The following is a 5,888-nucleotide window of genomic DNA, read 5'->3' on the forward strand; positions in this document are numbered from 1 at the left end:
TCTGCGTCTGTGGTAGTAAATGTGCCAATTACTGTTCCCGCAACAACGTTCTCATTAACATTTAATTGGCTCAACCCCAAGTCTGTAGGAACTTCGTTGAGATTGTTAACCGCGATCGCCAATGCTTTCTCATAAGTAACTCCACCCGAATCAGTTGTCCGAACTCGGAGGTTGTAACTAGATTTGGTTTCAAAGTTTGGGGAGGCGTTGATTTTAAGCTGATTACCAACAATTGTGAATGCACTATTATCGGTATCGCCAGTTCCGGTTACTAAACTGTAGGTGAATGTGTCACCTGCATCTGCGTCTGTGGTAGTAAATGTGCCAATTACTGTTCCCGCAACAACGTTCTCATTAACATTTAATTGGCTCAACCCCAAGTCTGTAGGAACTTCGTCAACCAAGTAACGCACCACAGCAAAGTCAGTACCGTCAGTTCCAGCGACGATAATCTTGCCATCGGGCTGTTGAACAAGTCCATAGGCAATGTCAAGGGTGAGTAAGCCTAAGCCTAAATCAGTACTGACCTTGCCATCATTGTCAAAAGTGGTGTCGATTGAGCCATCGCTGTTGTAACGGACTAGAGCAAAGTCATTGTTGCTCACTCCTGCCACAAGAATCTTGCCATCTGCTTGTACAGCAAGGCTGTAGGCAATTTCGTTGGGAAGGAGGCCGAAATCAGTAGTAACCTTACCATCACTGCTAAAGCTAGTGTCGAGTGAGCCATCGCTGTTGTACCGTGCTAGGGCAAAGTCACCGTTACTCTCTCCGGCGACGAGAATTTTGCCATCTGCTTGTACAACAGTGCTGTAAACGATGTCGATGGCAAGTAAGCCGAAATCAGTAGTAACCTTGCCATCACTGCTAAAACTAGTGTCGAGTGAGCCATTGCTGTTATAACGTGCTAAGGCAAAGTCACCGTTACTCACTCCGGCGACGATAATCTTGCCATCTGCTTGTACAGCAGTGCTGTAAACGATGTCGATGGCAAGTAAGCCGAAATCAGTAGTAACCTTACCATCACTGCTAAAGCTAGTGTCGAGTGAGCCATTACTGTTGTAACGCGCTAGGGCAAAGTCAGTGCCGTCAGTTCCGGCGACAATAATCTTGCCATCTGCTTGTACAGTAGTGCTGTGGGCGATGTCGATGGTAAGACCGAAACCAGTAGTAACCTTGCCGTCACTGCTAAAACTAGTATCGAGTGAGCCATTGCTGTTGTAACGTGCTAGAGCAAAGTCAGTGCCGTTAGTTCCGGCGACGATAATCTTACCATCCGCTTGTATAGCAAGGCTGTAACCGATGTCGATGCTGAGTAAGCCTAAATCAGTAGTAACCTTGCCATTACTGTTGAAGCTGGTGTCGAGCGAGCCATCAGTATTGTAACGCACTAAGGCAAAGTCACCGTTGCTGTCTCCTGCAACGATAATTTTGCCGTCGGTTTGTAAAGCAACACTGCGGCCGATATCAATAGCAATAAAGCCTAAATCAGTAGTGACTTTACCATCACTGCTAAAGCTGGTGTCAGGAAGTACTACAGCTAGTACTGAAGCGTAGGCTGCCATAACTTCTGGCTGGAACGCTAAAGAAGGAGCAATTACCCCCGTGTTCACTTCCAGTGCCCAGTCACCGCCTAATGCAGCACTGCCTGTTAAATTATCAGATGCCACTACTACTACACCTGTCAGTTCGCTCAGGCGCTGGACAAATGCCATGCCTTGCTCTGTTTGAGCTACTTCACAACCGTACAGTAGCAGTTGTGCATCTGCACTCAACGCACTTGCCCAACCCATCAGTTGCGCTGCATAACGATTGAGTGTTTCGTGGCTGAGTTGACTGTTCCCTAAATAGACTCGTCCTGGTGCGCCGTGAGAAACAATATGCAGACTATTGATTCCCTGATGCAATGCCAGCACTTGATTAATTTGCTCAATGCCATCCCGGTCGTTATCTAGAATTACGACAGAAGTATTCTGCAAAACACCTGTTACCAAGGTTTGGTAGTTGTCCACCTGTGAATCGATGAAAACTAGGCGATTAACAGAAATTTTCTTATTCAGGTTTTGAGTAGACTTGGTAGCTATCTTGATAGGTCTTGGGTTCAACATAATTTATCTTACAAAATACACAGTGTTTATGTTTCTGGTGAGAGAAAAAAGATGCTGAGTTTGAATCTTTTTCAAAGTCTCGCTTGCTCGGTAAATATAAAAAACTCTTGTTTGGAACCAAGCTCGAAAAAACAAGGTTTTAAATATTCTCTAATGAGAGTAATAAAAGAGCGTTAATTATGTTGGGTTACATATCACAAAGTAATCAAACAAAAGCAACGATCTTTTGGCAATGCAGGCGAGCTAATCAACCTAAGACTATTTACAAAAACTAATGATGACCACAGTAAAATTACTGATTTGTAATACGTATAAATTATTATAAACTACATAAAAAATCACATTCTGCTGGTTAAGTTGAAAATCTTGATATTTTCTATAATCCAACGAGAACAAAGCTTTCAGGCATTGAAGTTCAATTAGACATTTCGCGATCGCTTCTAAAGCTCATGTCCAAATTAACCTTATTGATACTATTATCAATAATTTCAGCCTGTCTGAGTCTAAACGCTTTGAGCACCTCCATAGATGATAAAATTGTGATGGTGCAAGCTATAATTGTTCGCAGCAAATTTAAGATTATCTAGATTCATTAAATCCTGAACCTGAAAAAGAACAATGGCTGCTCATCTGCTTCAGATTTGCCTCCAATGCACCACAAAAGAATCCTGTAGAAGATATTTTGCGATTGTAAGAATAACTTTATTCTTACAATCATTCTTTTACTGTAGTAAAGGCATTATTTAAGCTATCAATCCATTTTCAAATTTTTGAATTTTCTAAACTCAAGGAGTATGATTTTTTTTCATAAATAATTTAGGATCGCTATAGTCAATTGATTACTATTTAGTTTTGCTAACCCCATACTTTCTAACTTGTACGCTAGTGTATGGTCTAATTGCAAAATATCAGCAACGATCGCCTTTTAGGCGATACAATTCTTGTTTTACAGTGAACTAGAGTACGACGGTTTTCATGTTGTAGTCTAATATCATGTCCGGCTTATTACTTGTGATTCGATACATCTGTGCAGAAAATACAAAACCCTCTCCCCTGCTCCCCTGCTCCTCTGCCCCCCTGCGCACTTAATGATAAGTCTTTTACCGGACACGATATAACCCAACCCTCCACAAGCATTTTATGCAACGCCATCTGTTACATATATCTCTGCGTTCACTCCATCAAAATCAACCGCAGAGGATCTAAACGCACATACCAAGGAAAAGGTTTGTCTTTCATCATCGCCCATTTTTCTTTGAAGACTTCAGCTTGCAGATGATAATCTTGAGAATTCTTGCCAGCCGAATATAGCTTGAGAAATAATGTCATTCTATGAGGCGTTTCACTTGTTCGTACTACCCAACAGGGAAAGGTATTTTCCTGTGATGAGTCGTTGGTAAAAATGAACTGATGGGCACGAATGCCGACGTGGGATAATTCGCTCTTGACTGGTTCAATTACTTGCAGAGTACAATCCCAATCAGTCGCTTCCAACTGTTGTGATGACTGGAGAACAGCACGGGAGAAGTTTTTGCATCCAGTAAGTTGGGCGACACTAACGGTAGCAGGATGCTGGAAAATCTCATGTTTGCTACCATAATGAACGGCTCTGCCATGCTCCAACACCAATAGATTCGGACAAATCCGATAAGCTTCTTCCATATTATGCGTGACAAATAGAGTCACACCTTGGTAGCCAGCTAGAGTTTCTGTCATTTGCTGCTCTAATTGGCTACGCAGATGTGTATCAAGTGCGGAAAACGGCTCATCTAAAAGCAATGCTTCCGGTTGACTTGCTAATGCTCTTGCCAAGGCTACCCGTTGTTGTTGTCCCCCAGAAAGTTGGTGCGGATAGCGATCGCCTAATCCTTGCAACTGCATCGCTATTAGTTGCTCCTCTACTTGCACCCGAATACTCCCAGCAGATAGGTTTTTGGGCAAGCCGAAAGCGATATTTTGCGCCACACTCATGTGCGGAAACAGAGCGTAATTCTGCACTAAAAAACCGATGCGGCGATCGCGGCTGGGTACATTAATTCCTTGTTCTGAGTCAAACAAAACTCTGTCATTTAAAATTATGCGCCCGGTTGTGGGTGTTTCTATTCCCGCAAGGCAGCGCAAAATCATGCTCTTACCCGCTCCAGAACCTCCTAACAATCCTAAGGGTTGCTCATCAGTATTGAAAGCAACTTTTAAATCAAAGCTAGGAAGTATTTTTTCAATGTTGACTAACAATCCACCAGATTCAAAGCTAGATTGCGGAGTATAAAGATTTTCTTCCCCTGCTTCCCCTGCTTCCTCTGCTCCCCCTGCTCTCTTTCTTTCCCTCAATTCTTGCCAGAAGTTGACTGCAATAATTCCAGATAGAGAAATCACCATAATTGCGATCGCCCAAAACCAAGCCTCATTTATTGCTCCCGCTTCCACAGCAAAATAAATCGCCATTGGGATTGTCTGCGTTTGTCCGGGAATGTTACCAGCCAGCATCAATGTCGCGCCGAATTCTCCCAAAGCACGGGCAAAAGCTAACATTGTGGCGGCGACAATGCCGGGTAGTGCTAAGGGTAAACTGATGCGCCAAAAGATTGTAGTTTCATTTGCACCAAGGGTTCTAGCGACTCGCAGCAGATTACCATCTATTTGTTCAAAGGCTCCCAGTGCAGTTTTATACATTAAAGGGAAAGAAACTACTGTGGCTGCGATCGCTGCACCATACCAAGTAAATACGATGGTGAAGTCAAAAGCCCCCATGAATTTCCCTACAGGGCCATTTTTGCCAAAAAATAGCAGTAACAAGAACCCGACAACTGTGGGCGGTAAAATCAGGGGCGCAATAAAGATACCCTCAATCAACGATTTACCTCTGCCACCATATCCCAGCATCCAGTAGGCAGCAGCGATACCCAAAAAGAAGGTGATAAATGTGGCAAGTAATGAAGTTTTGAGTGATATCCAAAGAGGCGATAAATCCAATGGCATAGTTGCGTAGGGAAGAATTAGCTCAACTAATCCCTAATTTACCAACTTTAGCTTTAATATGTTGGAAAAAGTTGGTAAATTACATCACAATCAATCAAGGAAATCCCAAAAACTATCCAAGCTTTAAACAAAATTTGCGTTTAGTTGGGTATCAAATATCAGAATTCGATATGGTTTACGATCGTTTGATACTCATCTTGAAACCAACTGGTAAAATTGTTAGGAATTACCGAAGTGTAAAAACCCTAGTAAACACATCCTGTTAGCAGTATCTAATACTACCGTCAACAGAAAGTGCATCCCCCTCCTAGCAGCAATCAAAAAAAACCCCAAGACCTTTTCTTAGTATGCGGACTCAAAAGTTTAGGGCAACATTGCGTTGCAATCCTCAAGGAATACGATGTTAAAGTCAGTGCTATTGAGGATGTGCAACCCGAACATTGGGAAGTCCCAGAAATACCTAACTTACTAGAAAAGTTGATCGTAGGAGACTGCCGCCAGCCAAGTGTTTTAGAGCGGGCAGGTATCAGCCAGTGTCGTTCTATACTTTTAGTAACCAGAAATGAGCGGATAAATATAGAAGCTGCCTTTGCAGCACGGCGTCTTAATCCGCACGTTCGCTTGATTGTACGTTCTGACAAACAAAATTTCAACAAACTCTTGTGGGAAAATCTCGGTAATTTTGTTGCCTTTGAACCTACTCATCTTTCAGCTCATGCCTTCGCTCTGACAGCCCTTGATTCTGAAGCTATTAGACTTATCCTTAATATAAATAACATGGGATAATAAAAAGCTGGAGTAAAA

At 42.6% G+C, this 5,888-nt stretch carries 3 protein-coding genes and 1 pseudogene; 2 read left to right on the forward strand and 2 right to left on the reverse strand.

Annotation, left to right across the window (positions count from 1 at the left end):
* A partial coding sequence (locus RM049_RS37425; RefSeq protein ID WP_322707841.1) for a DUF4347 domain-containing protein occupies nt 1-2,105 on the reverse strand: 2,105 nt, incomplete at its 3' end.
* A gap of 541 nt (nt 2,106-2,646) precedes the next feature.
* On the opposite strand from RM049_RS37425, the pseudogene RM049_RS37430 reads away from it, so the two are divergent.
* Nucleotides 2,647-2,916 (forward strand): annotated as a pseudogene (locus tag RM049_RS37430) (IS630 family transposase); the annotation flags it as partial.
* A 362-nt stretch (nt 2,917-3,278) separates the two neighbouring features.
* Here the strand turns inward: RM049_RS37430 and modB are convergent.
* Nucleotides 3,279-5,084, reverse strand: a complete 1,806-nt coding sequence (modB, locus tag RM049_RS37435) for a molybdate ABC transporter permease subunit (protein WP_322707842.1) — start codon at nt 5,082-5,084, stop codon at nt 3,279-3,281.
* Between the two features lie 294 nt (nt 5,085-5,378).
* Between modB and RM049_RS37440 the strand changes: the two genes are divergently transcribed.
* Nucleotides 5,379-5,870: an NAD-binding protein gene (locus tag RM049_RS37440; protein ID WP_416212693.1), complete on the forward strand. Its 492-nt coding sequence runs from the start codon at nt 5,379-5,381 to the stop codon at nt 5,868-5,870.
* Nucleotides 5,871-5,888 lie beyond the last annotated feature (18 nt).

Origin of the sequence: Nostoc sp. DedQUE04 (genome assembly GCF_034530995.1) — a bacterium.
GTDB lineage: Bacteria > Cyanobacteriota > Cyanobacteriia > Cyanobacteriales > Nostocaceae > Nostoc.

Coding starts and splice junctions, on each gene's coding strand:
- modB (WP_322707842.1), bottom strand. CDS start 5,084: ATGCCATTGGATTTATCGCCTCTTTGGATATCACTCAAAACTTCATTA.